27 protein-coding genes are annotated in these 26,805 nt (G+C 71.3%); 13 read left to right on the forward strand and 14 right to left on the reverse strand.

Annotation, left to right across the window (positions count from 1 at the left end):
• Positions 1 to 75: 75 nt before the first annotated feature.
• Both ACGFYU_RS24670 and glgB read left to right on the forward strand, forming a co-directional pair.
• Positions 76 to 1,527 carry a phosphotransferase gene (locus ACGFYU_RS24670; RefSeq protein WP_393829487.1) on the forward strand — a complete coding sequence of 484 codons (1,452 nt, stop codon included), beginning with the start codon at positions 76 to 78 and terminating at the stop codon, positions 1,525 to 1,527.
• Positions 1,524 to 3,815 carry a 1,4-alpha-glucan branching enzyme gene (glgB, locus tag ACGFYU_RS24675; protein WP_393829488.1) on the forward strand — a complete coding sequence of 764 codons (2,292 nt, stop codon included), beginning with the start codon at positions 1,524 to 1,526 and terminating at the stop codon, positions 3,813 to 3,815. Before ACGFYU_RS24670 ends, glgB begins: the two co-directional genes overlap by 4 nt.
• Here the strand turns inward: glgB and trxA are convergent.
• A complete protein-coding gene (gene trxA, locus ACGFYU_RS24680) occupies positions 3,805 to 4,167 on the reverse strand; it encodes a thioredoxin (RefSeq protein WP_393829489.1) in 363 nt (120 codons plus the stop codon). The genes glgB and trxA overlap by 11 nt on opposite strands.
• 38 nt (positions 4,168 to 4,205) lie before the next feature.
• Complete coding sequence (locus ACGFYU_RS24685) at positions 4,206 to 4,598, reverse strand: MerR family transcriptional regulator (RefSeq protein WP_393829490.1); 393 nt, start codon at positions 4,596 to 4,598, stop codon at positions 4,206 to 4,208.
• Between the two features lie 262 nt (positions 4,599 to 4,860).
• Here ACGFYU_RS24685 and ACGFYU_RS24690 point away from each other — a divergent pair, with 262 nt between their 5' ends.
• The gene (locus ACGFYU_RS24690; RefSeq protein ID WP_393829491.1) at positions 4,861 to 5,544 is read left to right on the forward strand and encodes a helix-turn-helix domain-containing protein; all 684 of its coding nucleotides are present in this window, start codon (positions 4,861 to 4,863) and stop codon (positions 5,542 to 5,544) included.
• A 135-nt stretch (positions 5,545 to 5,679) separates the two neighbouring features.
• Here the strand turns inward: ACGFYU_RS24690 and ACGFYU_RS24695 are convergent, their stop codons facing one another.
• Positions 5,680 to 6,705: an ATP-dependent 6-phosphofructokinase gene (locus tag ACGFYU_RS24695; RefSeq protein ID WP_393829492.1), complete on the reverse strand. Its 1,026-nt coding sequence runs from the start codon at positions 6,703 to 6,705 to the stop codon at positions 5,680 to 5,682.
• 275 nt (positions 6,706 to 6,980) lie between these two features.
• On the opposite strand from ACGFYU_RS24695, the gene pta reads away from it, so the two are divergent.
• The 3 genes from pta to pyk all read left to right on the forward strand — a co-directional run bounded on the left by pta (position 6,981) and on the right by pyk (position 11,811).
• On the forward strand, positions 6,981 to 9,065 hold the full coding sequence (gene pta, locus ACGFYU_RS24700) for a phosphate acetyltransferase (protein ID WP_393829493.1): 2,085 nt from the start codon (positions 6,981 to 6,983) through the stop codon (positions 9,063 to 9,065).
• A 38-nt stretch (positions 9,066 to 9,103) separates the two neighbouring features.
• Complete coding sequence (locus tag ACGFYU_RS24705) at positions 9,104 to 10,318, forward strand: acetate kinase (RefSeq protein ID WP_393829494.1); 1,215 nt, start codon at positions 9,104 to 9,106, stop codon at positions 10,316 to 10,318.
• A 62-nt stretch (positions 10,319 to 10,380) separates the two neighbouring features.
• Positions 10,381 to 11,811 (forward strand): pyruvate kinase, encoded by a 1,431-nt coding sequence (gene pyk, locus ACGFYU_RS24710; RefSeq protein WP_393829495.1) that lies wholly within the window; start codon positions 10,381 to 10,383, stop codon positions 11,809 to 11,811.
• A 94-nt stretch (positions 11,812 to 11,905) separates the two neighbouring features.
• On the opposite strand, the gene ACGFYU_RS24715 is transcribed toward pyk, so the two are convergent.
• From ACGFYU_RS24715 to ACGFYU_RS24730, 4 genes are all read right to left on the reverse strand, one after another.
• The gene (locus ACGFYU_RS24715; protein ID WP_393829496.1) at positions 11,906 to 13,180 is read right to left on the reverse strand and encodes a hypothetical protein; all 1,275 of its coding nucleotides are present in this window, start codon (positions 13,178 to 13,180) and stop codon (positions 11,906 to 11,908) included.
• The gene (locus ACGFYU_RS24720; RefSeq protein WP_393829497.1) at positions 13,170 to 13,739 is read right to left on the reverse strand and encodes a DUF6114 domain-containing protein; all 570 of its coding nucleotides are present in this window, start codon (positions 13,737 to 13,739) and stop codon (positions 13,170 to 13,172) included. The genes ACGFYU_RS24715 and ACGFYU_RS24720 overlap by 11 nt, the downstream gene beginning before the upstream one ends.
• Positions 13,740 to 13,852: 113 nt before the next feature.
• On the reverse strand, positions 13,853 to 14,491 hold the full coding sequence (locus ACGFYU_RS24725) for a DUF6230 family protein (RefSeq protein ID WP_393829498.1): 639 nt from the start codon (positions 14,489 to 14,491) through the stop codon (positions 13,853 to 13,855).
• A gap of 618 nt (positions 14,492 to 15,109) precedes the next feature.
• The gene (locus ACGFYU_RS24730) at positions 15,110 to 16,108 is read right to left on the reverse strand and encodes a tetratricopeptide repeat protein (RefSeq protein ID WP_393829499.1); all 999 of its coding nucleotides are present in this window, start codon (positions 16,106 to 16,108) and stop codon (positions 15,110 to 15,112) included.
• 239 nt (positions 16,109 to 16,347) lie between these two features.
• On the opposite strand from ACGFYU_RS24730, the gene ACGFYU_RS24735 reads away from it, so the two are divergent.
• Positions 16,348 to 16,980 carry a TetR/AcrR family transcriptional regulator gene (locus ACGFYU_RS24735; protein WP_393829500.1) on the forward strand — a complete coding sequence of 211 codons (633 nt, stop codon included), beginning with the start codon at positions 16,348 to 16,350 and terminating at the stop codon, positions 16,978 to 16,980.
• Positions 16,981 to 17,047: 67 nt separating this feature from the next.
• On the opposite strand, the gene ACGFYU_RS24740 is transcribed toward ACGFYU_RS24735, so the two are convergent.
• The 4 genes from ACGFYU_RS24740 to ACGFYU_RS24755 all read right to left on the reverse strand — a co-directional run bounded on the left by ACGFYU_RS24740 (position 17,048) and on the right by ACGFYU_RS24755 (position 21,259).
• Positions 17,048 to 18,748 (reverse strand): methylmalonyl-CoA mutase, encoded by a 1,701-nt coding sequence (locus ACGFYU_RS24740; RefSeq protein ID WP_393829501.1) that lies wholly within the window; start codon positions 18,746 to 18,748, stop codon positions 17,048 to 17,050.
• 111 nt (positions 18,749 to 18,859) lie between these two features.
• On the reverse strand, positions 18,860 to 19,189 hold the full coding sequence (locus ACGFYU_RS24745) for a DUF3817 domain-containing protein (protein ID WP_393829502.1): 330 nt from the start codon (positions 19,187 to 19,189) through the stop codon (positions 18,860 to 18,862).
• Positions 19,190 to 19,470: 281 nt separating this feature from the next.
• On the reverse strand, positions 19,471 to 19,980 hold the full coding sequence (locus ACGFYU_RS24750; RefSeq protein WP_393829503.1) for a MarR family winged helix-turn-helix transcriptional regulator: 510 nt from the start codon (positions 19,978 to 19,980) through the stop codon (positions 19,471 to 19,473).
• Between the two features lie 43 nt (positions 19,981 to 20,023).
• Entirely contained in the window at positions 20,024 to 21,259 is a 1,236-nt protein-coding gene (locus ACGFYU_RS24755; protein WP_393829504.1) for an MFS transporter, read from the reverse strand.
• A gap of 85 nt (positions 21,260 to 21,344) precedes the next feature.
• Between ACGFYU_RS24755 and ACGFYU_RS24760 the strand changes: the two genes are divergently transcribed.
• A complete protein-coding gene (locus ACGFYU_RS24760; protein ID WP_393829505.1) occupies positions 21,345 to 22,337 on the forward strand; it encodes a DUF5937 family protein in 993 nt (330 codons plus the stop codon).
• Between the two features lie 78 nt (positions 22,338 to 22,415).
• Here the strand turns inward: ACGFYU_RS24760 and ACGFYU_RS24765 are convergent, their stop codons facing one another.
• Both ACGFYU_RS24765 and ACGFYU_RS24770 read right to left on the reverse strand, forming a co-directional pair.
• Positions 22,416 to 22,712 (reverse strand): MTH1187 family thiamine-binding protein, encoded by a 297-nt coding sequence (locus ACGFYU_RS24765; RefSeq protein WP_267012159.1) that lies wholly within the window; start codon positions 22,710 to 22,712, stop codon positions 22,416 to 22,418.
• Positions 22,709 to 23,053 (reverse strand): DUF3817 domain-containing protein, encoded by a 345-nt coding sequence (locus ACGFYU_RS24770; protein WP_393829506.1) that lies wholly within the window; start codon positions 23,051 to 23,053, stop codon positions 22,709 to 22,711. The genes ACGFYU_RS24765 and ACGFYU_RS24770 overlap by 4 nt, the downstream gene beginning before the upstream one ends.
• A gap of 174 nt (positions 23,054 to 23,227) precedes the next feature.
• Here ACGFYU_RS24770 and ACGFYU_RS24775 point away from each other — a divergent pair, with 174 nt between their 5' ends.
• The 5 genes from ACGFYU_RS24775 to ACGFYU_RS24795 all read left to right on the forward strand — a co-directional run bounded on the left by ACGFYU_RS24775 (position 23,228) and on the right by ACGFYU_RS24795 (position 26,619).
• A complete protein-coding gene (locus ACGFYU_RS24775) occupies positions 23,228 to 23,866 on the forward strand; it encodes an AIM24 family protein (protein ID WP_385603659.1) in 639 nt (212 codons plus the stop codon).
• A complete protein-coding gene (locus tag ACGFYU_RS24780; protein ID WP_365165895.1) occupies positions 23,866 to 24,516 on the forward strand; it encodes an AIM24 family protein in 651 nt (216 codons plus the stop codon). The genes ACGFYU_RS24775 and ACGFYU_RS24780 overlap by 1 nt, the downstream gene beginning before the upstream one ends.
• A gap of 11 nt (positions 24,517 to 24,527) precedes the next feature.
• The gene (locus tag ACGFYU_RS24785; RefSeq protein WP_393829535.1) at positions 24,528 to 25,331 is read left to right on the forward strand and encodes an AIM24 family protein; all 804 of its coding nucleotides are present in this window, start codon (positions 24,528 to 24,530) and stop codon (positions 25,329 to 25,331) included.
• 85 nt (positions 25,332 to 25,416) lie between these two features.
• Positions 25,417 to 25,893: a MarR family winged helix-turn-helix transcriptional regulator gene (locus ACGFYU_RS24790; RefSeq protein ID WP_393829536.1), complete on the forward strand. Its 477-nt coding sequence runs from the start codon at positions 25,417 to 25,419 to the stop codon at positions 25,891 to 25,893.
• A gap of 132 nt (positions 25,894 to 26,025) precedes the next feature.
• Positions 26,026 to 26,619, forward strand: a complete 594-nt coding sequence (locus tag ACGFYU_RS24795) for a PepSY domain-containing protein (RefSeq protein ID WP_393829507.1) — start codon at positions 26,026 to 26,028, stop codon at positions 26,617 to 26,619.
• Between the two features lie 90 nt (positions 26,620 to 26,709).
• On the opposite strand, the gene ACGFYU_RS24800 is transcribed toward ACGFYU_RS24795, so the two are convergent.
• Positions 26,710 to 26,784 (reverse strand): 50S ribosomal protein bL37, encoded by a 75-nt coding sequence (locus ACGFYU_RS24800; protein WP_099895366.1) that lies wholly within the window; start codon positions 26,782 to 26,784, stop codon positions 26,710 to 26,712.
• Positions 26,785 to 26,805 lie beyond the last annotated feature (21 nt).

Genomic DNA, 26,805 nt, shown 5'->3' on the forward strand with positions numbered 1-26,805 from the left:
TACCGGAGAAGCAACTGCCGCGCATCCGGGACACTCTGCGCACTTCGTGACGGCCCGGGGAAAGGACGCGACGCCATGTCGGAGGCTGCATCCGCCCGGAGCCGGCTGACGGCCGACCGGGCCGCCGGGATCGGCCCGCTGGAACCCATGCTGCGGGCCTGGCTGCCCACCCAGCGCTGGTTCGCGGGCAAAGGCCGCCCCATCAGCAGGCTGAGGGCCGTCTCGACGGCCGACCTGCTGCCGCCGGGCTCCACCCCCGGACTGCTGCACCTGCTCCTCGACGTGGACGGGGACTGCTACCAACTGCTCCTGGGCATCCGGCCGTCGCTGCCGCCCGCCCTCGCGCCCACCCTGATCGGCCACGCCGAGGACGGCCCGTACGCGGGCCGCGCGGTGTACGAGGCACTGGGCGATCCCCGCCTCGCGGCGATACTGCTGGAACGGTTGCGCTCCCCCGGTTCCCTCGGCCCGCTGCGCTTCGACCGGGACCCGGACGCGACCGTCCCGGCCGGGCTCACGCCCCGGCAGCTGTCCGGTGAGCAGACCAACTCCTCCCTGATCTACGGGGATTCGTACATCCTCAAGGTGTTCCGCCGGGTCGGCCCCGGAGTCAATCCGGACCTGGAGCTGCCCAGAGCCCTGGCCGCCGCCGGCTGCGCCCGCGTCCCCGCGCCCGTCGCCTGGTACGAGGCCGAGCTGCCCGGCAGCGAGTCGCTGACCCTGGGCGTGCTCCAGCCCTACCTGCGCGGCTCCGACGACGGCTGGCAGCTCGCGCTGCGCCGGCTCGGCGCCGGGGCCGACTTCACCGCCGAGGCGCACGCGCTGGGGCGGGCCACCGCCGAGGTGCACAGCGCGCTCGCCGCCGCCCTGCCCACCCTCGCGCTCGGCCCGGAGCAGACGGCCCGGCTCGCCGCCGGGATGACGGCCCGGCTGGCCGCCACGGCCCGGGAGGTGCCCGCGCTGCGGCCCTACGAGCCGGGGCTGCGGGGGGCCTTCGACGCCCTGGCCGCCTCCCGGGGTGCCGGGGTGCCCGCCCAGCGGATCCACGGGGACCTCCATCTGGGTCAGACCCTGCGCACCCTCGACGGCAGCTGGTCGTTGATCGATTTCGAGGGCGAGCCGGCCCGGCCCCTGGCCGACCGGCGCCGCCCCGAGCCGGCGGTGCGGGACATCGCCGGGATACTGCGCTCCTTCGACTACGCCGCCCGCTCGCACCGGCCGTTCGCCCCCGCCTGGGCGGACGACTGCCGGGCCGCCTTCTGCGAGGGCTACGCCCGCACCACGGGCCGCGACCCCCGCGAGGACCCCGTACTGCTGCGGGCATACGAGACCGACAAGGCGGTGTACGAGGCGCGCTACGAATCCCGGCACCGCCCCGACTGGCTGCACGTCCCGATGGCCGCGATCCGCCGGCTCTCGGAGCCCCAGCGGCCCGCCCACCGGATGCCGCCGACCCCGCCCGCCCCCGGCTCCATCGCCTCGCACCCCACCCCCCACCAGATGCCCCCGAGGAGGCCGCTCGCGTGAGCGCCGCACGACAGCCGTCACCGACCGTCAGGGACGAAGCCGCACCCGCCGCCCCGCCCGCCCCGCGCAAGCCGCGCGCGCCCCGGGCCCGCCGCGCCTCCCCTCCCCGCGGGGTCCGGCCGGCGCCCGCGCTCGGCGCGGAGGAGCGGGCCCGGCTGCTGGAGGGCCGGCACCACGATCCGCACGCGGTGCTGGGCGCGCGCACCCAGCGGGGCGGAGTGGCCTTCCGCGTGCTGCGCCCGTACGCGAAGGCGGTCACGATCCTCGCCAAGGGGCTGCGGGCCGAGCTGCACGACGACGGCGACGGGCTGTTCTCCGGGCTGCTGCCGCTGACCGGGGTGCCGGACTACCGGCTGCTGGTGGCGTACGACAGCGACGAGATCGAGATCCACGACCCGTACCGGTTCCTGCCCTCCCTCGGCGAGCTGGACCTGCACCTGATCGGCGAGGGCCGGCACGAGCAGCTGTGGAAGGCCCTGGGCGCCGAGCCGATCGAGCACCAGGGGGTGGCCGGGACCCGGTTCACGGTGTGGGCGCCGAACGCCCAGGGGGTGCGGGTCACCGGCGACTTCTCGTACTGGGACTCCGTCGCCTACCCGATGCGCTCGCTCGGCGCGAGCGGCGTGTGGGAGCTCTTCCTTCCCGGCGTGGGCGCCGGTGCGCTGTACAAGTACGACATCACGCGCCCCGACGGCAGCCACACGCTGCGCGCGGACCCGATGGCCCGCTCCGCGGAGGTCCCCCCGGCTAACGCCTCGGTGGTCACGGCCTCCCGGTACGCGTGGCAGGACGCGCAGTGGATGGCGAACCGCGGCGCCCGGCCCGCGCACCAGGCCCCCTTCTCGGTGTACGAGCTGCACCTGGCCTCCTGGCGGCCCGGGCTCTCCTACCGGCAGCTGGCCGAGCAGCTCCCGGCGTACGTGAAGGAGCTCGGTTTCACGCACGTGGAGCTGATGCCGGTCGCCGAGCACCCCTTCGGGGGCTCGTGGGGCTACCAGGTGACCGGCTTCTACGCGCCGACCTCGCGGATGGGCACGCCGGACGACTTCCGCTTCCTGGTGGACGCGCTGCACCGGGCCGGGATCGGGGTGATCGTCGACTGGGTGCCGGCGCACTTCCCGCGCGACGACTGGGCGCTCGCCGAGTTCGACGGGCGGCCGCTGTACGAGCACCAGGACCCTCGGCGGGCCGCGCACCCGGACTGGGGGACGCTGGAGTTCGACTACGGGCGCAAGGAGGTCCGCAACTTCCTCGTCGCCAACGCCGTGTACTGGTGCGAGGAGTTCCACGTGGACGGGCTGCGCGTGGACGCGGTGGCCTCGATGCTCTACCTCGACTACTCGCGCGGCGAGGGCGAGTGGGCGCCCAACGAGCACGGCGGCCGGGAGAACCTGGACGCGGTGGCCCTGCTACAGGAGATGAACGCGACGGTGTACCGGCGCTGCCCGGGGGTCGTGACGATCGCGGAGGAGTCCACGGCCTGGGAAGGGGTCACCCGGCCCACGGACGTGGGCGGGCTGGGCTTCGGCCTGAAGTGGAACATGGGCTGGATGCACGACACCCTGCGCTACATGTCGAAGGAGTCGGTGCACCGCAAGTACCACCACCACGACATGACCTTCGGGATGGTGTACGCCTTCAGCGAGAACTACGTACTGCCGATCTCGCACGACGAGGTGGTGCACGGCAAGGGCTCTCTGGTGTCGAAGATGCCCGGCGGGGACTGGTGGCAGCAGCGGGCCGCGCACCGGGCCTACCTGGGCTTCATGTGGGCCCACCCGGGCAAGCAACTGCTCTTCATGGGGCAGGAGTTCGCCCAGGGTTCGGAGTGGTCGGAGGTGTACGGGCCGGACTGGTGGCTGCTGGACTCCTCCTACGCGGCGGCCGGCGACCACCGGGGCGTGCGGACGCTGGTGGGCGACCTGAACCGCACCTACGCGGCGGCGCCCGCCCTGTGGGAGCGGGACACCGTACCGGAGGGCTTCGCCTGGGTGGAGGCGGACGCCGCCGAGGACAACGTGTTCGCCTTCCTGCGGTACGCGCAGGACGGCTCGCAGCTGCTGTGCGTGTCGAACTTCTCGCCGGTGGTCCGGCACGGGTACCGGATCGGGGTGCCCGAGGAGGTCCCGCTGTGGCGGGAGGTCCTCAACACGGACCAGGAGCAGTACGGGGGCAGCGGCGTGCGGCACCTGCAGCCGCTGCGCCCCGAGCCGGTCCCGGCGCAGGGCCGCCCGGCGAGCCTGCGGATGACGCTCCCGCCGCTGGCCACGGTCTGGCTCAGGCCGTAGCGGTCGCCCGGGCCGGGGCCAGGTGCTCCTCCAGTTCCTGGAGCAGTTTGCGCTTGGCCCGGGCCCCGACCATCTGCCGCACGGGCTCGCCGTCGCGGAAGACGAGCAGGGTCGGCATGGACAGCACCCCGTACCGCGTGACGGTCCCCGGGTTGGTGTCCGCGTCGATCTGCACGACCTTGAGGCGGTCGGCTTCCTCGGCGGCGACGGCGGACAGCACCGGCGCGAGCTGGCGGCAGGGGCCGCACCAGTCCGCGGTGAACTCCACGAGGACGGGCCGGCCGCGCTCGCCGAGCACCTCGGCCTCGAAGTCCGCGTCGGTCACCTCTGCCACATCCTGTGCGTGGATCATGTCGTTTCCCCTCTCACGTCGTTTGCCCTCACGTCGTATCAGCCCGTCATCTCGCAGCGCGGCGCCGCTTCGGCGCCTGCGCTCTTCTCGGCGGCGGCCAGCTGCCGGGCGACCTGGTCCCGTACGTCGGCCAGCTGGCCGATGAGTCCGTCCAGCTCGCCGAGCTTGCGCCGGTAGACGGCCAGCGAGGCCGGGCAGGAGTCCCCGGCCGGATGGCCCGCCCGCAGGCAGTCCACGAACGGGCGGGTCTCCTCCAGCTCGAAACCGAAGTCCTGGAGCATCCGGATCTGGCGCAGCAGGCGCAGGTCGTCCTCGTCGTACGTGCGGTAGCCGTTGTCCGTTCGCCGTGCGGGCAGCAGCCCGCGCGACTCGTAGTACCGCAGGGTCCGCGTGCTGGTTCCGGCCCGCTCCGCCAGTTCGCCGATTCGCATGCCCCGACGCTAATCCTTGACGCCGACGTCAAGGCAAATGGAAGGGTCCGAGTCCACATTGTGGAGGGGCTGTGAGGGCTCTTGCGTCGAGGGCTTTTGGCTGGAACCGTACGCAGTAGTCGATCTTCGAGTGCACCGATTACCGGACAGTCGCCGGGAAACCCGCAAAAAGGCCCGAACTCCATGGGACTTTCCTACGAGTTATGGGCTTGTTTGTTTGGTCTGTAGTCGGCGCACCTTGGCCACTTCTACGGTGTGCCGTGTGCACTCCAGCCCACCTTTCAATGCCCCCGCCGCGCGCCGTCTGCGTGCGGCCCTGGGCATGGCTCCCGGTCATGTCGCCTATGGCCTGCGTGCCCAGTACGGACTGATCGTCGCCCCCGAGACCGTGATGGCCTGGGAGCGTGGCGAGATTTCGCCCACCCAGGCCGAGCTCACGGCGCTCGCCGGCGTCCTGTGGTGCGCGCCCGGGGAGCTGCTCGCCGAGCCGGTCACCCTGCGGGAGCACCGCATCGCCAGGGGGCTGTCCGTCGACGACCTCGCCCGGCGCCTCGGCCTGGAGACGAACTCGTACCAGAGGATGGAGGACACCGGGCGCTGGAAGGGCAACGAGCGGCAGTCCGCCGCCCTCGCGACGGTGCTGGGGCTGACGCTGGCCCAGTTCGTCTCGGCGACCGGCAAGGAGGACGAGCTGGCGGACCTGCTGCGCAGCGCGGTGACCACCCGCTGGCAGGCGTACGTCAAGCCGCTGGCCAAGCTGCTGCCGATCCCCAAGGGCCACCTGGAGGCCGTGCTCGAACAGTTGCACGGGGACTACCAGTCGCGGATGGTGGCCACCCTGAGCTGGGGCGGCGGCGGGGGTGAGGCCGCCAGCGGGGACGCGGGGCGGGAGTTCCTCGCGGAGATCGTGGACCGCTTCTGGCAGCTCGCGGGCGGTGCGTCGTAGGACACATCCGGACGGACCGGGTGCCTGCTCGAACGGCCCCGAGCCGTCCGCGCGGGGGACGGGATCGGGGCCGTTCGGCCTGAGGATTCGGGGCGGAAGTCCCGGAGACCGGGAAGTCCGGCCCCTACCGGAAGGTCAGAACACCGACTCGGCCTCGTACATGCGGTTCTCGGGGACCGTCTTCAGTTCCGTGATGGCGGAGGCCAGCGGGGCCATCACGATGTCGGTGCCGCGCAGGGCGGTCATGTTGCCGAACTCGCCGCGGTGGACGGCCTCGACGGCGTGCCAGCCGAAGCGGGTCGCGAGGACGCGGTCATAGGCGGTGGGGGTGCCGCCGCGCTGGACGTGGCCGAGGATGACCGGGCGGGCCTCCTTGCCCAGGCGGTGCTCCAGTTCGACGGCCAGGCGGTTGCCGATGCCGGCGAAGCGCTCGTGGCCGTACTGGTCGATCTCGCCCTTCTCGTACGGCATGGAGCCCTCGGCCGGGTGCGCGCCCTCGGCGACGCAGACGACGGCGAACTTCTTACCGCGGGCGAATCGTTCCTCCACCATCTTCACCAGGGCGTCCACCTCGAAGGGGCGCTCCGGCAGGCAGATCCCGTGGGCGCCGCCGGCCATGCCGGACTCCAGGGCGATCCAGCCCGCGTGGCGGCCCATGACCTCGACGACCATCACGCGCTGGTGCGATTCGGCGGTGGTCTTCAGGCGGTCGATGGCCTCGGTGGCGACCATGACAGCGGTGTCGAAGCCGAAGGTGCGGTCGGTGGAGGAGATGTCGTTGTCGATGGTCTTCGGCACGCCGACGACCGGCATCCCGGCGTCCGACAGCATCCGGGCGGCGGTCAGGGTGCCCTCGCCGCCGATCGGGATGAGCGCGTCGATGCCGTAGCGCTTCGCCAGCTCCTGCGCGTTCTCCGCGGCCTCGTGGAGACGGGCCCGCTCCATGCGCGCCGAGCCGAGGATCGTGCCGCCGCGGGCGAGAATGCCACTGACCGCGTTGATGTCGAGGGGGCGGAAGTGGCCGTCGAGCAGACCCTTGAAGCCGTCTTCAAAACCGATGACCTCGTCCCCGTGACCGACCAGGGCTCGGTGTACGACCGACCGGATGACAGCGTTGAGGCCCGGGCAGTCGCCGCCTGCGGTGAGAACTCCGATACGCATCGTGCTGTGTCTCCTGCTCCTGGTCGTACCTGGACGTTCGCGTGCGGGCGGACGGCCGTACATATGAAGGGCGTATTGATGAAGCCTGTCCGATTGTTCCACGGGCCCCGGGTGCGGCGCGCTTCGTACTGCTCCGCGCGCAGGGCCTTTCGACCCCCCTGGCCAGGCCTATTTCCCGGCGGGCGCCCTATCCATCCGCAGAGGTATTGTCAAGAGGTCAAGCCCACCCTAACTGGGTCAATCGACTCCCAGACACACATGGACGGAGAGCACGCGTGACGCGCAGCGTGTACGTGACCGGTATCGAGCGGGGGGACGGCCGCCAGGTCGTCGAACTGGGGATCATGGAGCTCCTGACCCGGCAGACGGGCCGGGTCGGCGTCTACCGTCCGCTGCTCCACGACGCGCCGGACCGGCTCTTCGAACTGCTCAAGGCGCGCTACCGGATCGACCAGGACGCCGCCACCGCCTTCGGCATGGAGTACCAGGAGGCCTCGGCGATCCTCGCCGAGAAGGGCACCGACGAGCTCGTCTCCCGGCTGGTCGACCGCTACCACCGGGTGGCCCGCGACTACGAGGTCATGCTGGTCCTCGGCACCGACTACGCCGACACCAACCTCCCGGACGAGCTGGCGCTCAACGCCCGCCTCGCCAACGAGCTGGGGGCGGTCGTCGTTCCCGTCGTGGGCGGCACCAAGCACCCCGCCGAGGCCGTGCGCGCCGAGGCCCGCAACGCCTACCGCGCGTACGAGAGCCTGGGCTGCCACGTCGTCGCGATGGTGGTCAACCGGGTGGCCCCCGAGGACCGGGACCCCATAGCCGAGCGGCTCGCCGCCCGGCTGCCCGTGCCCTGCTACGTGCTCCCGGACGACAAGTCGCTGTCCGCACCGACCGTCGCCCAGATCACCCGGGCGCTCGGCGGCGAGGTGCTCCTCGGCGACGAGGCCGGGCTGGCCCGCGACGCCCTCGACTTCGTCTTCGGCGGCGCCATGCTGCCGAACTTCCTGAACGCCCTGACCCCCGGCTGCCTGGTCGTCACCCCCGGGGACCGCTCCGACCTCGTCGTCGGCGCGCTGGCCGCGCACACCTCGGGGACCCCGCCGATCGCCGGCGTGCTGCTGACCCTGAACGAGCGCCCGGGCCCGGACATCCTGACGCTGGCCTCGAAGCTGGCCCCGGGCACGCCGGTGGTGTCGGTGGCCGGCAACAGCTTCCCGACCGCCGCCGAACTCTTCTCGCTGCAGAGCCGGTTGAACTCCGCGACCCCGCGCAAGCTGGAGACCGCGCTCGGCCTCTTCGAGCGGCACGTGGACACCGGCGAGCTGCGCGACCTGCTGTCGGTGGCCCGCTCGGAGCGCGTCACCCCGATGATGTTCGAGCACGAGCTGCTGGAGCGGGCCCGCTCCGACCGCCGCCGCGTCGTCCTGCCGGAGGGCACCGAGGAGCGCGTGCTGCGCGCCGCGGACGTGGTGCTGCGCCGCGGGGTCTGCGACCTGACCCTGCTGGGCGAGGAGCAGGCGATCCTGAAGAAGGCCGGCGACCTCGGCATCGACATCTCGGGCGCCCAGCTCATCGACCCGGCCACCTCCCCCCTGCGGGAACGTTTCGCCGAGTACTACGCGAAGGCCCGCGCCCACAAGGGCATGACCGTCGAGCTGGCCAACGACGTGGTGACCGACGTCAATTACTTCGGCACCCTGATGGTCCAGGAGGGCCTGGCCGACGGCATGGTCTCCGGCTCGGTGCACTCCACCGCCGCGACCATCCGCCCGGCCTTCGAGATCATCAAGACGAAGCCCGAGGCGTCCATCGTCTCCTCGGTCTTCTTCATGTGCCTGGCCGACCAGGTCCTGGTCTACGGCGACTGCGCCGTCAATCCGGACCCCGACGCCGAGCAGCTCGCCGACATCGCCGTCCAGTCGGCCGCCACCGCGGCCGCCTTCGGCGTCGAGCCGCGGATCGCGATGCTTTCGTACTCGACCGGCACCTCGGGCAGCGGCGCGGACGTGGAGAAGGTCCGCAAGGCCACCGAGATCGTCCGCGAGCAGCGCCCCGACCTGCTCATCGAGGGCCCGATCCAGTACGACGCGGCCGTGGAGCCCTCGGTCGCCGCGACCAAGCTGCCCGGGTCCGAGGTGGCCGGCCGCGCGAGCGTGCTGATCTTCCCCGACCTCAACACCGGCAACAACACGTACAAGGCCGTGCAGCGCTCGGCGGGCGCGGTGGCGGTCGGCCCCGTCCTCCAGGGTCTGCGCAAGCCCGTCAACGACCTCTCGCGCGGCGCGCTGGTGCAGGACATCGTCACCACCGTGGCCATCACCGCGATCCAGGCGCAGGGCGCGCCCGCGCCCACCGCCTGACCGGACCGACCTCCCACCGAAAAGGAAAGACCCCCACCGTGACCGCATCGCGCGTACTCGTCCTCAACTCCGGCTCCTCGTCGGTGAAGTACCAGCTCCTCGACATGGCGGACCGCTCCCGGCTGGCCGTGGGCCTGGTGGAGCGCATCGGCGAGGAGACCTCCCGGCTCGTGCACGAGCCGCTGACCGGGCCGGGCGCCGCGGGCGGCAAGCGGGAGACGCTCGGCCGGATCGCCGACCACGAGGCGGCGCTCGCGGCGGTGGCGGCGGAGCTGTCCGCCGACGGGATGGGCCTGGACTCCCCCGAACTGGCCGCGGTGGGGCACCGTGTGGTGCACGGCGGGACGCGGTTCACGCAGCCGACCGTCATCGACGACGAGGTGCTGGCGGAGATCCGCAACCTGATCCCCCTCGCCCCGCTGCACAACCCGGCGAACGTGACGGGCATCGAGGTGGCGCGCGGGCTGCGCGGGGACATCCCGCAGGTCGCCGTCTTCGACACGGCCTTCCACTCGACGATGCCGGAGTACGTGGCACGGTACGCGATCGACGCCGCGACGGCCGACAAGTACTCCATCCGGCGGTACGGCTTCCACGGGACCTCCCACGCCTACGTGTCCCGGGCGACGGCCGCGCTGCTCGGCCGGCCGGTGGAGGACGTGAACGTGATCGTGCTGCACCTGGGCAACGGCGCCTCGGCCTCGGCCGTCCGCGGCGGGGTGTGCGTGGAGACGTCCATGGGGCTGACCCCGCTGGAGGGTCTGGTCATGGGCACCCGTTCGGGCGACCTCGACCCGGCGGTCGTCTTCCACCTGGCGCGGGTGGGCGGCCTCTCGGTGGATGAGATCGATTCGCTCCTGAACAAGAAGAGCGGTCTGCTGGGCATGTGCGGCGACAACGACATGCGCGAGGTGCTGCGGCGGGCGGGCGAGGGCGACGAGGCGGCGAGCACCGCCTTCGCGGCGTACGTCCACCGTCTGAAGAAGTACATCGGCGCCTACTCGGCGGTGCTCGGCCGGGTGGACGCGGTGGCGTTCACGGCCGGGGTCGGCGAGAACGCCCACCAGGTCCGGGAGGCCGCGGTGGACGGCCTGGCCGAGCTGGGCCTGGCGCTGGACCTGGAGGCCAACGCGGTGCGCTCCCCGGAGCCGCGGCTGGTCTCGGCGGAGTACGCGCGGGTGGCCGTGGCCGTGGTCCCGACCGATGAGGAACTGGAGATCGCGACCCAGGCGTACGCGCTGGTTACTCAGTAGTCACTTGGACTTTCCACCAGACGGAATATTCCGCTACGAAACAAACGGATAGGATCCGCTCCATGCGCCGTTCCAAAATCGTCTGCACGCTGGGCCCCGCCGTCGACTCGTATGAGCAGCTGAAAGCGCTCATCGAGGCAGGTATGAACGTGGCCCGATTCAACTTCAGCCACGGATCCCAGGCAGAACACCAGGAGCGGTACGACCGCGTCCGGAAGGTCTCCGAGGACACCGGGCGCGCCGTCGGCGTCCTCGCCGACCTCCAGGGCCCGAAGATCCGTCTGGAGACCTTCGCCGAGGGTCCCGTCGAGCTGGTGCGCGGTGACGAGTTCACCATCACCACCGAGGACGTCCCGGGTGACAAGTCCATCTGCGGTACCACCTACAAGGGCCTGCCGGGTGACGTCGCCAAGGGCGACCAGATCCTGATCAACGACGGCAACGTCGAGCTCCGGGTGACCGAGGTCGAGGGCCCGCGGGTCAGGACCATCGTCATCGAGGGCGGTGTCATCTCGGACCACAAGGGCATCAACCTGCCCGGTGCGGCCGTCAACGTCCCCGCACTGTCGGAGAAGGACGTCGACGACCTCCGCTTCGCCCTGCGGATGGGCTGCGACATGGTCGCCCTCTCCTTCGTCCGCGACGCCAACGACGTCAAGGACGTCCACAAGGTCATGGACGAGGAGGGCCGCCGGGTCCCCGTCATCGCCAAGGTGGAGAAGCCGCAGGCCGTCGAGAACATGGAGGCCGTGGTCGCGGCCTTCGACGCGGTCATGGTGGCCCGCGGCGACCTGGCCGTCGAGTACCCGCTCGAGAAGGTCCCGATGGTCCAGAAGCGGCTCATCGAGATGTGCCGCCGCAACGCCAAGCCGGTGATCGTCGCGACCCAGATGATGGAGTCGATGATCACCAACTCCCGCCCGACCCGCGCGGAGGCGTCCGACGTCGCCAACGCGATCCTCGACGGCGCGGACGCGGTCATGCTCTCCGCCGAGTCCTCGGTGGGCGCCTACCCGATCGAGACCGTCAAGACGATGTCGAAGATCGTCGCGGCGGCCGAGGAGGAGCTCCTCTCCAAGGGCCTCCAGCCGCTGGTCCCGGGCAAGAAGCCCCGTACCCAGGGCGGCTCCGTCGCCCGCGCGGCCTGCGAGATCGCGGAGTTCCTCGACGGCAAGGCGCTCATCGCCTTCACCCAGTCCGGTGACACCGCCCGCCGCCTGTCGCGCTACCGCGCCACGCAGCCGATCCTGGCCTTCACCACCGACCCGCACACCCGCAACCAGCTCTCGCTGAGCTGGGGCGTCGAGTCGTACATCGTCCCGCACGTGGACACCACCGACGCGATGGTCGACCTGGTGGACGGCGAGCTGCTCAAGCTGGGCCGCAACAACGAGGGCGACACCGTGATCATCACCGCCGGCTCGCCCCCCGGCGTCCCGGGCACCACCAACATGGTCCGGGTCCACCACCTGGGCGGCGGCGAGCGCGACTGAAGTCGCCGGACCGCCTGAACTCTGCCGCACAGAGGCCGAGGGCGGCACCCCCGGTGGGGGTGCCGCCCTCGGCGTTTTCACATCTCCTACGGGACTACTCCGGCGGGCCGATGTAGTTCTTGAGGCCCGGGACCGTGAGGGTGCCGCCGAACTGGCCGGCCTGGACGACCTTGACGTTCGTGAAGAAGGCGAACGGGACGTTCAGGGGCGGCGGGCTGTTCGGGGTGAACTCGATCGGGATCAGGCCGAAGAGGTTGCCCTTGAGGCTCTCGGTGTACATCGTCACCGTGCCGCCGCGGATCTTGGAGGTGGAGCCCGGACGGGACTTCAGGTGGGCGACTTTCCCCTCCTTGCCGACCGTCTGGTAGAGGTCCTTGATGTCCAGCGAGTCCGCGGTGAACTTCAGGACCTTCTTGGTCTTGCCGCCGGCCGTCTTCACCTCGACGATGCCGTGGTAGTCCAGGCCGTAGAGGGTCAGCAGCGAGCTGTCGAGGTACCAGGGCTCGTCCGGCAGGAGCGGGATGCCCTGCTCCAGTTCGGCGTCGGCCAGGGCCTGGGCGTCGTAGGTCGGACAGGGGAAGGGTTCCTTCCCGTCCGCGTCCTTCTTCGCCTCGTCCTTGTCGTCCTTGTCGGCGTCGTCCTCGCCGGTCGTCGCGCCCGTCTCGTCCTTCGGGGTCTTGGTGGTGTCCTTGACCTCGTCGGAGAGCTCCTCGACGGAGGCGCCCGCCTTCTTCGCCGCCTCGCGGATCGCGTCCGCGGACGGGTCGGGGGCCGGGGTGGTCTTGGCGGGCGCCGGAGTCGTGCTGGGGGCGGGCGTCGGGGTCGCCGTCGCCTTCGGGTCCTTCAGGGGCCTGCCGAGGCTGTCGACGAGGCCCTTGAGCGCGTCGCCGACACCCAGCGGGTCCAGCGGGTTCGTGCTCTTGGCCGGCGACGGCGTGGTGGCCTGGGCCGGGGCCTTGGGGTCCGCCGCGGGCTTGGTGGCCGACGCGGACGGGGACGGCGAGGTGCTCGGCTTGGGCTTCGCGGACGCGGACGCGGACGGCGAGGGGCTCGCACCGGGCGAGGCGCTCGCGCTCGGCGAGGGCGTGGTCGAGGCCGTCGGGGACGGCGACTGCGTCGGCTCGTCGGACCGCGTCACACACGGCCCGGGGGCGAACGGGATGTCCGTCTCGTCGGCCACGGCCAGCTTCGGCGCCATGCCCATCCCGACGAACACGGCCGTCGGCATCGCCGCGAGAGCCATCGTCTTGCCGACGGGTATCTGGAGCTTGTTCAGCAGCGACTTCCTGGGCGCCGCGTGGCGCGGCCCCTTGATCTCACGGGACTCTGCGCCTGGGGCCACGCCCCGCTGCGTCTCGTCACCCCGCACTGTTCCTCCCGCCATCGGCGTGGGCAGTCGTCTCGCTCGCGTATGCCGGCGTTTCCGTTTCACGCTGTCCCGGGACGCCGTGGGCCATCGCCTCCGTCTTGCCCAGGTCGACCGCGGCCGGCAGGCCGTCCGCCGGAGCCTCCTCCGCGGGCTGTCCCGGGACCCAGGCGAGCGCGAGGGCGCCGCCGAGGAGCGCGGGTACGAAGCCCAGCCCGAAGCCGCCGAGGTTGGACACCGGCAGGGACACCAGGGCCAGCAGGATCGAGGCGACGCCCGCGAAGACCCGGATCGCCTGCTGGAACCAGAGGGCGAGGCCCAGCGTGATCAGCAGGATCCCGATGATCAGTGCGCCCGCGCCGCCCGTGGTGGCCATCGCGAGGCTGAGGTTGCCGAGCCGGAGGTCCGCGTACGGGAAGTACGCGATCGGGAAGCCGCTGATGAGGGTGAACAGCCCGGCCCAGAAAGGACGGCGGCCGCGCCAGGCGTAGAAGCGATACCACACCATGGTCAGCCAGGCGTCGTCTTCGGCGCGAACGTAAACCGGGGCCTGGGGGTTCATGGACAACAGCTCCCTGGAAACGGTGGTACGGAAAACTCTGTGGAGCCCGGACGGGCGGGCGGCGGCCACGCGGGGCGCCGCCGGCCACCCGTCCGGTCACTCACCGGGACGGATTACTTCTCGTCCTGGTAGCACGGCTGGTCGCCGCCCATGAGGCGCAGCTTCAGGTCGGGCAGCTTGAAGGTGCCCGCCGTCGTCGCCCACGCCTTCTGGCGCACGTTCGTCAGGATCGCCTTGTCGGCGCGCTGGGAGAACGCGTACGGGCTGGCGACCGTACCGGCCTGCGGCTTCGTCTTGTGGCTCGCGTCGCCCACCGCGACACCGATGTCCAGGTTCTTGAACTCGGCGTCGGTGTCGAGCTCGGCAACATCCAGGTAGATGTTGTCGGCGACGGCCGGCTTGCCCTTGTGGCCCGTCCGCAGCTGCAGCGTGATGTTGCCGAGCGGCGTCGGGGTCACCAGCGACTGGCACATGTTGGTGATCTCGGCGTGGCTGAACCCGGAGATGGTGACCGGGTGGTGCTGCACGTTGCCCTTGAGGTCGTGGCCCTCGGCAATGCCGCCGTACTGGATGAGGTTGTCACCGTCGAGCTTGTCGGCCGAGACCTTGAAGTCCTGGCCGGAGACGCTGAAGGACGCCGCGAGGGCACCCTGCGCCAGACCCACACCGACCGCGGCGGTGGCCGCGATGCTCGGCACCATGACGAGCGCGAAGCGCTTCCATCTGGTCCCGCCACGAACCTGAGAACTCATTTCGTTCCTCCTTCTCGGACGTACATCTCCGGTCCGGGCCGTGCCCGTCCTGGGATGGGAGAAGTGCTACGTCCTCGGGAAGGAGCGCAGGCGGCCGGGCCGCGGCAGTGCCACGTCCGAATCACCGGCGATCACCCCCGAGCGACAACCACTGGGCCACGCGTTCGCGCAACCTGGAGGACAGGCCCCACCGTGTGGCGGAGACCCCCCTGTCCCACACCCGGTGCCACTGCCACCGGGCGGCTCGGTGGGGACCCTCCACCGCGGCTCCGGATGAGCGGCTCTGCGGGAAGGACCGAGCGTCGCCGATCGTGGTCCATTCCCGGCCGGGGCACAAGGGGGTTCGTTACTGGCGGGTAACGGCCAGATAACCTGAGCGCGACCCGCCGCCATCGGGCAGCAACACAGGGTGTAACCAGGGGCCACGACAGATCGGCGGAAGAGTGAACACACCGGACAGTTCACGGGGTTCGATTTACTGCGAGTAACAGCGGCCGCAATTGCCAAGTTTTGGCAAAGTGCGGCCGCTGTTTATCTACGTGTCAACAAATCGTCGGTGACCCTCCGACGACCGGAGTGCCCACGGAAGCGCCCTGGAGGCCGCTTCCGGACACGGTTCTAGAACAGCACCCGGGCCAGCGCCGTACGCGCCGCCGTCACCCGCGGGTCCTCCGCGCCGATGACCTCGAACAGCTCCAGCAGGCGGACCCGTACTGCGTCCCGGTCCTCACCGAACGTCACCCTCACGGTGTCCACCAGGCGCCCGAAGGCGTCTTCCACGTGACCGCCGGCCAGGTCCAGATCGGCCGCGGCCATCTGCGCCGCCGGGTCGCGCGGGTTCTCGGCGGCCGCCGCGCGCACCGCCTGCGGGTCCATGTGCTGCACCCGGCTGAGCAGCTCGGCCTGGGCCAGGCCCAGCTTGGCCTCGGTGTTGCCAGGGTCCTCGGAGAGGACGTTCTTGTACGCCTGCACCGCGCCGCCCAGGTCACCGGCGTCGAGCGCGACGACGGCCGCCTCCAGCAGGGCGTCGTACGGGCCGGCCGGGATCTCGGCCGGAGCCTGCGGGGCGGCTCCCTCGGCGTTCGGGTCGACCTCGATGCCGATGATCCCGAAGCGATCCTCGGCGACCTGCACCAGCTGGGCGAGGGTCTCGCGGATCTGCTGCTCGGGGGCCACGCCCTGGAACAGCGGCAGCACCTGGCCCGCGACCACGGCGAAGACGGCCGGGATGCCCTGGATGCCGAACTGCTGCATCAGCATCTGGTTGGCGTCGACGTCGATCTTGGCGAGCACGAGGCGGCCGTTGGCCTCGGTGATCAGGCGCTCCAGGAGCGGGCTGAGCTGCTTGCACGGCTGGCACCACTCGGCCCAGAAGTCCAGGACGACCGGGACCTCGGCGGAGAGCTGGAGCACATCGCGTTCAAAGCCGGCCTCGTCGACGTCGATGACGAGCGCGGAGGGCGGCACGGCGCCGGGGGCCGGACCGGCCCCGCCGCCCTGGGCCGCCTGCCGCGCCGCTTCGGCGCGGGCCTGCTCGGCCTTGGCCTTGGCCTCACCGGCCGCCTTCACCGCGGCGAGGTCGACGACGCCGCTCATGGACATGTTTCTGGGCTGCATGCGTACATCCTCCCCCGTGTGTGCGCGCCGATGAAAAAGATCGCGTGAATTGCCCTGGCCCTGAGGCCGTTCTGTGGTGCGGCGCCGGGTCCCCACCTGGCGCCTGTAGCCCTTCGCGTGGTTGTCGCTCTTACGCTACGAGCCGTAGCGTAACTCCTCCCGGCCCTCCGGCGCCCGTGATCTGGCCCACAGCGCGCCGGGATCCGGCCAGATGGCTACCGGCGGGTATGGTCTCGGCCATGCGCAACCCCAGTCCCGGCTCCAGCCCCGCCCGCCCCGGCCGCCCCCGCAGCGCCGCGGCGGACGCGGCCATCCTCGCCGCCACCCGGGACGCGCTGGTGGAGCTGGGCTGGTCGAAGCTGACGATGGGCGATGTCTCGGCCCGGGCCGGGGTGGCCAAAACCACCCTCTACCGGCGCTGGGCGGGCAAGAACGAGCTGGTCGTGGACGCGGTCGCGGAGCTCTTCGACGCGCTCGAACTCCCGGACCGGGGCTCCCTCGAAGCCGACATCGAGTACGTGGTCCTGCAGTTCGCGGCGCTGCTGCGGCGCCCGGAGGCCCGTACGGCCCTGATGGCGGTGGTCGCCGAGTCCACCCGGGACGAGGCCCTGCGCGACCGTATCCGGTCGGCCATCGTGGACCGGCAGAAACGTCTCGTCGTACTGGGCCGCGAACGCGCCCAGGCCCGCGGGGAGCTCCCGTACGAGGAGGACGAGGCAGTCGCCGGCCACACGACGGACCTGATCTTCGACGTGATCGCGGGCACGGTGGTGCACCGCGCCCTGGTCAGCTCGGAGCCGGTGGACGAGCTCTGGGTGTCCGCCTTCACAGCCCTCCTGATGCACGGCCTCCGGGGCCCGACCCCGGCCTGAACGCCGGGAAGGCCGCTCGCGTCCGCCCCGTACGGGGCGGACGCGAGCGGCCTTCGTGCGGCGGGGCTCAGAAGCCCGGGGGCTCCGTGTAGACGCCCCACTCCTCGCGCAGGACGTTGCAGATCTCTCCCAGCGTGGCCTCGGCCCGCACGGCGTCCAGCATGGCCGGGATCATGTTCGACCCGTCCCGGGCGGCGTCGAGCATCGCGGCCAGCGACTCCGACACCTTCGCGTCGTCGCGGCGGCCCTTGCGGTCGGCGAGGACGCGCACCTGCTCGCGCTCCACCTCGTGGCTGACCCGCAGGATCTCCAGGTCCCCGGTGACCGAGCCGTGGTGGACGTTGACGCCGACGACGCGCTTGTCGCCCTTCTCCAGCGACCGCTGGTACTGGAAGGCCGACTCGGCGATCTCCCCGGTGAACCAGCCGTCCTCGATGCCGCGCAGGATGCCCGAGGTGATCGGCCCGATGGGGTGCTGCCCGTTCGGGTGGGCGCGCAGCCCGCGCTCCTTGATCTGGTCGAAGATCTTCTCTGCGTCCGCCTCGATGCGGTCGGTGAGCTGCTCGACGTACCAGGAACCGCCCAGCGGGTCGGCCACGTTGGCGACGCCCGTCTCCTCCATCAGCACCTGCTGGGTGCGCAGGGCGATCTCGGCGGCCTGCTCGCTGGGCAGTGCGAGGGTCTCGTCGAGGGCGTTGGTGTGCAGGGAGTTCGTGCCGCCGAGGACGGCCGCGAGGGCCTCCACGGCGGTGCGCACGACGTTGTTGTACGGCTGCTGCGCCGTGAGCGAGACCCCGGCGGTCTGCGTGTGGAAGCGCAGCCACATGGACTTCTCGCTCTTGGCCCCGTAGACCTCCTTCATCCAGCGGGCCCAGATGCGGCGGGCGGCGCGGAACTTGGCGATCTCCTCGAAGAAGTCGAGGTGGGCGTCGAAGAAGAAGGAGAGGCCGGAGGCGAAGTGGTCCACGTCCAGGCCGCGCGAGAGGCCCAGCTCCACGTAGCCGAAGCCGTCGGCGAGGGTGTAGGCGAGCTCCTGCGCGGCCGTGGCCCCGGCCTCGCGGATGTGGTAGCCGGAGACGGAGAGCGGCTTGTAGGCGGGGATGCCCTTGGCGCAGTACTCCATGAGGTCGCCGATGAGGCGCAGGTGCGGCTCGGGTTCGAAGAGCCACTCCTTCTGGGCGATGTACTCCTTGAAGATGTCGGTCTGGAGCGTGCCGTTGAGGAGGGCGGGGTCCACGCCCTGCCGCTCGGCGGCGACCAGGTACATGCAGAAGGCGGGCACGGCGGGGCCCGAGATGGTCATGGAGGTGGTCACGTCGCCGAGCGGGATGTCCTTGAACAGGACCTCCATGTCGGCGGCGGAGTCTATGGCGACCCCGCAGTGCCCGACCTCGCCCAGCGAGCGGGGGTCGTCGGAGTCCCGCCCCATGAGGGTCGGCATGTCGAAGGCCACGGAGAGCCCGCCGCCGCCGGCGGCCAGGATCATCTTGTAGCGCTCGTTGGTCTGCTCGGCGTTCCCGAACCCGGCGAACTGCCGGATGGTCCAGGTACGCCCGCGGTACCCGGTGGCGTGGAGGCCGCGGGTGTAGGGGTACTCCCCCGGCCACCCGATGCGCTCGAACCCCTCGTACGCGTCGCCGGGCCGGGGCCCGTAGACCGGATCGACGGCATCGCCGGAGAGCGTGGTGAAGTCTGCCTCGCGCTTGCGGGCCTTGTCGTAACGGGCCTGCCAGCGGCGGCGGCCCTCCTCGATGGCGTCAGCTTCCATACCCATGAATTTACTAGGACGTCCTAGTAAATGTCGATGGGCAACCCCGGGGGAGATGCCCCCCGGGGTGGGTTCGCCCTAGTGGCGCACTGCCGGCGCCCTACTGGCGGACTAGGCGTTCGCGGTCGCGAGATCGTCCGCGACCAGCGGTTCGACCTCGGCGCGGACCTTGCGCTCGACGAAGAACGCGGCCAGCGGGATGGTGCCGCTGATCATGACCCAGAGCATCTTGCCGAAGGGCCACTTGGCCTTGGAGCTCAGGTCGAAGGCGAAGACCAGGTAGATCATGAAGAGCACGCCGTGGACCTGGGACACCACGAGGGTCAGGTCGGCGCCCTTGTCGAAACCGTACTTGAAGAGCATGCAGGTGCAGAGCACCAGCAGCATCACGGCGGTCGCGAAAGCCATCACCCGGTAGCGGGTCAGCACACTGCGTTTCATGGCGTCGAGCCTAACCGTCCGCTTTGGCCGATCTTGACCGGGGGCCGGGGTCGGCGGCCGGCCCGGGTCCCGCCTCGTCCTGATCCGCCGGACGCCCCCGGCTCTCCCCTGGGGCCTGTCGTCAAAGTCGCGTCGTCGACCGCAGGGCGGCCCCGCGGCGTCTGGTGCGTGCTCTCGGTGCGCCGGGCGGAAGCCCGCGTACTGGACGTACTTGGCTTTCGCCCGGCGCGGCGAGAGTGCGTGCCAGGCGTCGCGGGGCAGACGGGCTTTGACGACAGGCCCTAGCTCTCCTCGAAGTCCGCGGCCGCGACCCGCAGGGGGCGCAGCAGGGCGAAGATCTCCGCGCACTCCTCGGCGTCGTAGGCGCCGAGGCCGAAGTCGATCGCCATCAGGTCCCGGGTGGCGGCCTCGACGACCTCGCGCCCCTTGTCCGTGATGGAGGCGAGCGTGCCGCGGCCGTCGTTCGGGTTGGGCCGCTTGTCGACGAGTCCGGACCGCACCAGCCGGTCCACGGTGTTCGTCACCGACGTCGGGTGGACCATCAGCCGCTCGCCGATCTTCGACATCGGCAGTTCGCCGGCCTTGGAGAAGGTGAGCAGCACCAGCGCCTCGTACCGCGCGAAGGTCAGTCCGTACGGCTTGACCACCGCGTCGACCTCGCCGAGCAGGATCTGGTGCGCCCGCATGATCGAGGTGATGGCGGCCATTGACGGCACCGGTCCCCAGCGCTGCTGCCAGAGCTCGTCGGCGCGGGCGATGGGGTCGAAGGGAAGGCTGAGCGGCTTGGGCACGGACCAGACCCTACCGGGCGGTCATATGACCGGGAGCCCCGTCTCACTCCTCGGCCGCCACGGACTTCGGGGTCGCGGCCCGGAGTTCGGCGAGCAGGAGCAGGACGACGGCCGTGCCGGTGAGTCCGGCCCCGGTGACGACCACGTGCACCGGCAGGAATTCGGCGGCGAGGCCGGCCAGGGCCATGCCGACGCCTTGGAGGGTCATCAGCCCCGTGCTGAGCAGGGTCATCGCGCGTCCGCGCAGGTCGTCGGGGACGGCGGCCAGGTACCACTGGTCGAGCCCGAGGGTGTGGGCGTGGGCGAGCCCCGCGAGCAGCAGGGCGCCGAGGACGACCGGCACCCCGGGCCGGGCGGCGTACAGCAGCAGCGGCAGCAGTCCGGCGGCGGCGAGCGGGGCCGTGATCCGCGAACGCGTTCGGGCGGTGAGTGCGGAACCGGCCCACAGTTCACCCGCGATGGTGCCGACGGGCAGGGCGCACATCAGCACCCCGAGCGCGGCGGTGCCGGCGCCGATCCCGGCGGCGTACGGGGCGAGCAGGGCCTCCGGTACGACGAGGAAGACGGGCGGCAGCCAGAAGAGGAGGGTGAGCGCGCGGATGCGGCGGTCGCCGAGCACGGCCCGCAGCCCCCGGAGCGGGGACTCGCGCGAGCCCGCGCGGGCGGGGCGGCTGCGGGTGCCGAGGCGCAGGAGCAGTGCGGAGCCGAGGAATCCGGCGGCGGTCAGGGCTATGGCCCCGCGCGGCGGGAGAACGGTCAGCAGCAGCCCGCCGAGGCCGAAGCCGATGAGCTGGGCGCTCTGGGCCACCATCCGCAGCAGCGAGCGCCCGAGGACGAAGGCCTCGCCGGGTCCCAGGATGTCGGGGAGGGAGGCGCTGCGGGCGCCCTGGAACAACGGGGCGACGAAGGCCGTCGCGCAGCGCAGTACGAGGAGCAGCGCGACGGGGGTGCCGGGCAGGGCCATGGCCGCGGCGCAGGCGGCACAGACCAGATCGCACCCGACGAGCACGCGCCGCGCGGGGTGGCGGTCGGCGAGCCCGGCGAGCAGGGTGCCGCCGAGGGCGTACGGGAGGAACCCGAGGGCGAAGGTGAGCGCGCTCAGCAGCGGCGAGCCGGTGGCCCGGTACACGAGGACGGTCAGCGCGATCTCGGCGACGACCACCCCGAGCACGGACACCAGGTGCGCGGCGAAGACGGCCCGGAACTCCCGTATCCGGAAGACCGGGCCGTAGCCGGCGGGGGCTGGGGCGGGGGCGGTGGTCTGCTTGACGGTTGCCATGCCGGGCAGCTTCGCGCCGACTAGGGTGGCGGGCGTAGAGATTCGGCCTGACCCGAATCTCCCGGACGGGGAGGGCGCGGCCGGTATGGGGTTCCACTTCCGTTTCGGGCCCGGTGACCTGCTCCGGTGCCGCTTCTCCCTCTCCCCCCGCTGGGAGACGCAGGAGGCGGTCCGGGTCCTGCTCCGTCCGGACCGGCAGAGCTACCACCTCCCGTGGCTCCGGCAGGTCCGCGCCGCCGCCGAGGGACTGGACCTGCGCCCCCTGTGGCTGTTGATGCCGAAGAAGGGCCACAATCCGGACTTCCTCAGTCCGCCCCCGCTCGGCCCCTCCGTCACCTTCGAGCAGGAGCTGGCCCGGATACGGGCCGCCAGCCCGGAGGCGGCTCGCGAAGACCTGCGACGCTCCCTCGCCTGCACCGCCGGCGCCCTGGACAGCGACATCGGGCAGCGGATGCTCGCGGATCCGGCACGGGCGGTGCGGGAGCTGGCCGATCTGTACGAGCGGGCCTGGGAGGCGCTGGTCGCCCCGCACTGGCCGCGGCTGCGCGGCCTCATGGAGGCGGACGTCCTCTTCCACTCGCGGCGGCTGGCGGCCGGCGGCCTGGAGGCGCTCTTCGACGGCCTGCATCCCGATCTGCGGTGGCACGGGGACACCGACACCCTCACCATCGACAAGCCCGGCCACCACGACCGCGCCCTCGGGGGCGACGGCCTGCTGCTGATGCCGAGCGCCTTCGTCTGGCCGGAGGTGGTCGGCGGCTACGACCCGCCGTGGCAGCCCACCCTCGTCTATCCGGCGCGCGGCATCGGCGCCCTGTGGGCGGCCTCCACGGCGGCGGCCCCGGACTCGCTGGCCCGCCTGCTGGGCCGGGCCCGCGCCGGCGTGCTGTGCGCGCTCGGCGAGCCGGACTCCACGACGGGCCTGGCCCGGCGCCTGGGGCTGGCCCCGTCCTCGGTCTCGGCGCACCTGCGGGTCCTGCACGCGGCGGGCCTGCTCGTCTCCGCCCGCCACGGCCACCAGGTGCTGTACGAGCGCACCCCGCTGGCCATCGCCCTGACCACGGGCATCCCCGCCTGAGCCGCCCGGGCTCGCCGCGCCGGGGAGTGACGGAGAACCGGCCAATCCCCCGCCGCGGGGCAGGGAGCCGGGCCGGGGTCAGCCCTCGGCCAGGTGCCGTTCCACCGTCTCGACCTTCGAGGTCATCCCGTCGGAGACGCCGGGGCGGATGTCCGCCTTGAGGATGAAGGAGACCCGCGGCGCCCTGGCCTCCACCGCGGCCACCGCGCGCCGGACCACGTCCATGACCTCGTCCCACTCACCCTCGACGGTGGTGAACATCGCGTCGGTCCGGTTCGGCAGCCCCGATTCGCGGACCACGCGCACCGCGTCGGCGACGTACTCCCCGACCTCTTCGCCGACGCCCAGCGGGGTCACCGAGAATGCGATGATCATGCGTCGGCCGCCTGGCGCGCACGGGCCGCGATCACGCTGTCGGCCTCGTCCCGCTTGAGCAGCTTGTCCCCGTACAGACCGCCGAAGGGCAGCAGTGCCAGCAGGAAGAACAGGGCGACCTTCTTGGCCGGCCACTTCGCCTTGTTCCACACGTCCAGCAGGAACACCGCGTAGATGACGAACAGGATCCCGTGCAGGATGCCGAGCGGCATCATCAGGTAGTCGATGTCCGAGATCCGGCTCAGCAGCGAGCCGAAGATCAGCAGGGCCGGGAACGACAGCGCCTCCGGGACGGAGATGAGGCGCAGCCGGTGCAGGGCGGAGGCGGTCTTGATGTCCACGGGGAACCTTCGGGTGGAGGTCAGGGTCCGTCCCAGTGTCTCAGCCGCTTTGCGGGATCTTGACCCGGGCCCCCGGGCCCCCGGGCTCTGGCTCCCGACCCCGGACCTCCGGCTGTGGCACATATCGGCCACGTGCCCCTGTTCGGGTCCGCCCGCTGCCGATAACGTCATCCCGTGGCTCAGTTCCGACTCCAAGGCAGCAAGGTGCTCGCCGTCGACCTGACCGGGGATGCCGTGAAAGCGAAGAACGGCTCCATGGTCGCGTACGACGGTCAGATGGCCTTCAAGAAGATGACAGGCGGCGGCGAAGGCCTCCGCGGCATGGTGACCCGCCGGCTGACCGGCGAGCAGATGACCGTGATGGAAGTGCAGGGACACGGCACCTGCTTCTTCGCCGACCGTGCGAGTGAGATCAATCTGGTCAACCTGCGCGGCGAGAAGCTCTACGTCGAGTCCAGCAACCTGCTGTGCACCGACGCCGGTCTGCGCACCGGCACCACCTTCACCGGCCTGCGCGGCGCGACGACGGGCAACGGCCTGTTCACCACGACCGTCGAGGGTTCGGGCCAGGCGGCGATCATGTCCGACGGCCCGGCGGTGGTGCTGCGCGTCAGCGCCCAGTACCCGCTCTCCGTCGACCCGGGTGCGTACATCGCGCACACCGGCAACCTCCAGCAGTCCTTCCAGTCCGGCGTCAACTTCCGCACGCTGATCGGCGAGGGCTCGGGCGAGTCCTTCCAGATCCGCTTCGAGGGCGAGGGCCTGGTGTACGTGCAGCCCAGCGAGCGCAACACCATCGGGGGCGACATCTGATGCCGTTCCGCGAGATCAACTCGAAGATGGTCGAGGCCCAGGTCGTCCCCGGGCAGAAGATGTACAGCCAGCGCGGCGCGATGCTCGCCTACCGCGGCGACGTCTCCTTCACCCCGAGCATCACCGGCGGCCAGGGCGGCGTGATGGGCATGATCGGGCGCCGCGTGGCGAACGAGCAGACCCCGCTGATGTCCGTCGAGGGCAGCGGCACCGTGATGTTCGGCCACGGCGGCCACCACATCCAGGTGATCAACCTGACCGGCGAGACCCTCTACGTCGAGGCCGACCGGCTGCTCGCCTTCGACGGCACCCTGCAGCAGGGCACGATGTTCATGGGCTCGCAGGGCGGGGTCATGGGCATGGTCCGCGGCCAGGTGACCGGCCAGGGCCTGTTCACCACGACCCTCAAGGGCCACGGCTCGGTCGCCGTGATGGCCCACGGCGGGGTCATCGAGCTCCCGATCCACCCGAACCGGCCGGTCCACGTGGACCCGCAGGCGTACGTCGCCCACCACGGGGACGTCCGCAACAAGCTCTCCACCGCCCTCGGCTGGCGCGACATGGTGGGGCGCGGCTCGGGCGAGGCGTTCCAGCTGGAGCTGTCCGGCCAGGGCGCGGTGTACGTACAGGCCTCGGAGGAGAAGCTGTGAACTTTGGTCCCGTGACGGGCGGACCCGGCGGCCCGACCGTCTTCGACCCGTACACCCTGCCCTCCGACGACAACGTGAACGCGTACACCTTCTGCGTCGAGCTCAAGGGGAGCCAGTGGTTCCTGCAGAAGGGCAAGATGATCTCGTACTACGGGAGCATCGAGTTCAACGGCATCGGCAACGGCCGCTTCGACCGGCTGCTGCGCACCAGCTTCCACTCGCCGCTGCACGCGAGCGACTGGGTGGTGGCCGAGGGACAGGGCAAGATGCTGCTGGCCGACCGGGCCTTCGACGTGAACTCGTACGACCTGGACAACGGCAACCTGACGATCCGGTCGGGCAACCTGCTCGCGTACCAGCCCTCCCTCGCCCTGAAGCAGTCGATCGTCCCGGGCTTCCTGACGCTGATCGGGACCGGGAAGTTCGTGGCGGCGTCCAACGGGCCGGTGGTGTTCATGGAACCGCCGCTGCGCGTGGACCCGCAGGCGCTGGTGGGCTGGGCGGACTGCCCCTCCCCCTGCCACCACTACGACCACGGCTACATGTCGGGGGTGATGGGCGGTCTGCGCTCGCTGACCGGGCTCGGCGGCACCTCGGGCGAGGAGCACCAGTTCGAGTTCGTCGGGGCCGGGACGGTGCTGCTCCAGTCGTCGGAGATGCTGATGGCGGAGCAGGCGGTGGGCGCGGTCGGCGCCGGCGCGGCCGCGGGCCAGGCGCAGGGGGTTCCGGGGGCCGGCCAGGGTCCGCTGGGGCAGCTGGGCGTACCGCGGATGCCGGGGCAGCTGGGCGATCTCCAGCGCCGCTTCGGACTGTGACCCCGGGCCGGCCCGCACGCCGGCCTCTGGCCACCCATCTTTGTACGTAATTCAACTTCTTAGGTAGAGTTCATTCATGGAGACCATGGAGACCGAGACGGCCACCCGCTGGCTGACCGATTCCGAGCAGTGCGCGTGGCGCACCCACCTGGACGTCAGCAGACTGCTGATGCACCAGCTGGAAAAGGATCTCCAGCCCTTCGGACTCACCAACAACGACTACGAGATCCTCGTGAACCTCTCGGAGTCGGAGGGGCACCGGATGCGGATGAGCGATCTCGCGACCGCCACCCTGCAGTCCAAGAGCCGGCTGTCCCACCAGATCACGCGCATGGAGACGGCGGGCCTGGTCCGCCGCGTGAACTGCGAGTCCGACCGCCGCGGCCTCTTCGCGGTGCTCACGGACGAGGGCATGGAGACCATGCGCAAGGTCGCCCCGCACCACGTGGCATCCGTCCGCCGGCACTTCATCGACCTGCTCCCGCCGGAGGCCCTGACGGCGCTGCGCGCCTCCCTGACCCCGGTCGCCGACCACCTGCGGGGCACCCGCGGCAAGGTCTGACCAGGGGCGTCACGCTCCCGGCGGCGGGCCGCGGCGACCGGCCGGACAATGAGCGGGAACGCTCGCTGCCGGCCGCCCGCCCCCGGGCAACCGCGGGTACGCGGTCATGGCCGGCCTGAGGAGGTCCAGCCCATGAAGCGCAACGTGTACATCTCCGCGGCCGCGTCCGTGGTCCTGATGGTGGGAGGACCGGTGGCGGTCGCCGCGGCGGCATCCGCCGACACGGCGAGAACCGTGACCGCGGCCACCGCCGCCCGGGCCGACGTCGACGCCCAGGGGGCGGCCGCCGCGGCGCTCAAGAAGTACCCGGGCGTGGTCCAGTCCCTCGACAAGGACGGCTCCACCTGGCACGTGGACGTGATCAGCAAGGACGGCCGGGGCCACGCCGAGCTGGACGTCGACGCCGCCGGCGGCGCGGTGACCACGCGGAACGAGGAAACCGAGCAGGACAGCGCCGAGTACAAGGCGCTGATCGACGCCAAGGTCACCGCCGAGCAGGCCATCAAGGCGGCCGTGGCAGACCACCCGGGGAAGGTCTGGGCGGTCGACTGGGACGATGACGACGAGGGCAAGGCCCCGTACTGGCACGTCAAGGTCAAGGGCACCGACGGCAAGGACTGGTACGGCGCCGTGGACCCGACCACCGCCAAGGTCACCCCGTGGAAGACGGCCCCGGACAACGACAGCGACCAGGACCAGGACCAGGACCAGGACCAAAACTACTGAAACCACCGGCCGGCGCACACACGAGAGGAGCCGCGCCCCTGGTCCGGGGCGCGGCTCCTCTCGTACGTCCAGTACGTCAGGCGGTTCCGGTCAGGCGTTGGGACGCTTGCCGTGGTTCGCCTTCTTCTTCTTGCGTGCTCGCTTCTTGTTGCCGCGCTTGGCCATGAGCCACCACTCCCTGGATCG

Origin of the sequence: Streptomyces sp. NPDC048337 (genome assembly GCF_043201175.1) — a bacterium.
Lineage (GTDB): Bacteria > Actinomycetota > Actinomycetes > Streptomycetales > Streptomycetaceae > Streptomyces.